We start from the raw sequence: 1,718 nt of genomic DNA, 5'->3' as shown, positions 1-1,718 counted from the left end.
GCTGCGCGGAGGAAGAGATGCATCGCTCGACCTCATCTCATCGTCAAGGCTTCTCCCTCCCAAACCGATACGTCAGCGTCGCGCTGCCGAGCGCCTGTTCCTTCACCAGGTTGAGCACCGTCGGCGAATCCGCGTCCGCGGGAACATCGATCTTCTCCACCTTCAGCGCGTACACCGTGTACGTGTAGTTGTGTGGCGGTTCGCCGGGAGGCGGGCAGGAGCCGCTGTAGCCGGTCGCACGAAATCCATTCTTGATCTGGACGGCACCGGCCGGCAGCTTCGAGCCGTCGACGTTGCCCGCATCGCGCGACAGGTTCGTCGTCTGCGCCGGGAGATTCACGACCAGCCAGTGCCAGAAGCCGCGGCCGCGGATCGCATCCGGGTCGAACAGCGCCACTGCGAAACTTTTCGTTCCTGCCGGTGCATCGTTCCAACTCAACGCTGGCGACTGGTTGCCGCCCGTGCAGCCGAACTTGTCGTACACGAATTCCTGAGCGAGCGGTTTGTCCGGCCCGACTTCGGAACTCGTCAACGCGAAATCGCCGGCGTGTGCGGCGAACGTCATGAAGCCCAGCGACAGCAGCATTCCCCTGGTCGAAATCATCGTCATCTCCTTGGGTGGTGCGAGCGGCCGTATCGTCGCGCGATTGAGGAAGGAGGAATGCAGAGATTCGCAAAGGGCTTTCCATGAATACGTATGTAGGCCCTCGAACCCGCGGCGCCTCGCTCGCTAAGCTCCCCGCCGACGAACATGAATCGAGATGGGGGGCTCATGACGCATGCGTCATGGTGGCGCGGCGCGGTGATCTACGAGATCTATCCGCGCAGCTTCAGCGACAGCGACGGCGACGGCGTCGGCGATCTGCAGGGCATCATCGACCGGCTCGACTACGTGGCGAGCCTCGGCGTCGACGCCATCTGGATCGCGCCGTTCTTCAAATCGCCGATGGCGGATTTCGGCTACGACGTGTCGGATTACCGCGATGTCGATCCCATGTTCGGCACGATGGCTGACTTCGAGCGGCTGCTCGCGAAGGCGCATCGACTCGGGCTCAAGGTGATCATCGATCACGTTCTGAGTCACACATCGAGCGAACACGCGTGGTTTCGCGAGAGCCGCGCGAGCCGCGACAATCCGAAAGCCGACTGGTATGTGTGGGCCGATCCGCGGCCGGACGGGACACCGCCCAACAACTGGCTGTCCATTTTCGGCGGCGTCGCATGGAAGTGGGAGCCGCGACGCGGCCAGTACTACCTGCACAATTTCCTGTCGTCGCAGCCCGATCTCAATTTCCACAACGCCGAAGTCCGCGCGGCCGTGCTCGACAATCTGCGGTTCTGGCTCGACAAGGGTATCGATGGCCTGCGGCTCGATGCGGTGAACTTCTGTTTCCACGATCGCGAGCTGCGCAGCAATCCGCCGAAGCCGCGCGAGGCACGCACGACGCGGGGATTCAGCGCCGACAATCCGTACGCGTATCAGTACCACCATTTCGACAAGACGCAGCCGCAGAACCTGGCATTCCTGAGTGAACTGCGCGCGTTGCTCGATCGATACCCGGGGACGGCGGCGCTCGGTGAAGTGTCTTCAGAGGATTCGCTGGCGACGATTGCCGAATACACCAGCGGCCAGCGCCTGCACATGGCCTACAGCTTCGAGCTGCTGTCGGACGATGCGACGGCGGCGCATCTGCGTGCGACGGTGGAGACACTGGAGA

At 62.9% G+C, this 1,718-nt stretch carries 2 protein-coding genes; one reads left to right on the top strand and one right to left on the bottom strand.

Going from position 1 to position 1,718, the window contains the following annotated elements; genetic code table 11:
• Positions 1 to 43 precede the first annotated feature (43 nt).
• Positions 44 to 604, bottom strand: coding sequence for a YbhB/YbcL family Raf kinase inhibitor-like protein (locus V7D81_RS22155; protein WP_324320414.1), 561 nt, complete (start codon positions 602 to 604; stop codon positions 44 to 46).
• A gap of 168 nt (positions 605 to 772) precedes the next feature.
• Between V7D81_RS22155 and V7D81_RS22150 the strand changes: the two genes are divergently transcribed.
• Positions 773 to 1,718, top strand: a 946-nt coding sequence (locus tag V7D81_RS22150) for an alpha-amylase family glycosyl hydrolase (RefSeq protein ID WP_324320412.1), incomplete at its 3' end; no start/stop codon positions are given.

Origin of the sequence: Povalibacter sp. (assembly GCF_036735925.1) — a bacterium.
In the GTDB taxonomy this organism is placed as follows: domain Bacteria; phylum Pseudomonadota; class Gammaproteobacteria; order Steroidobacterales; family Steroidobacteraceae; genus Steroidobacter.
Note: the sequence above shows the minus strand (reverse complement) of the source record. Positions and strands in the feature narration are given on the sequence as shown.

Bases quoted from the DNA above. Each gene is read 5' to 3' on its own strand.
- V7D81_RS22155 (WP_324320414.1), bottom strand. From the start codon at position 604: ATGATTTCGACCAGGGGAATGCTGCTGTCGCTGGGCTTCATGACGTTC.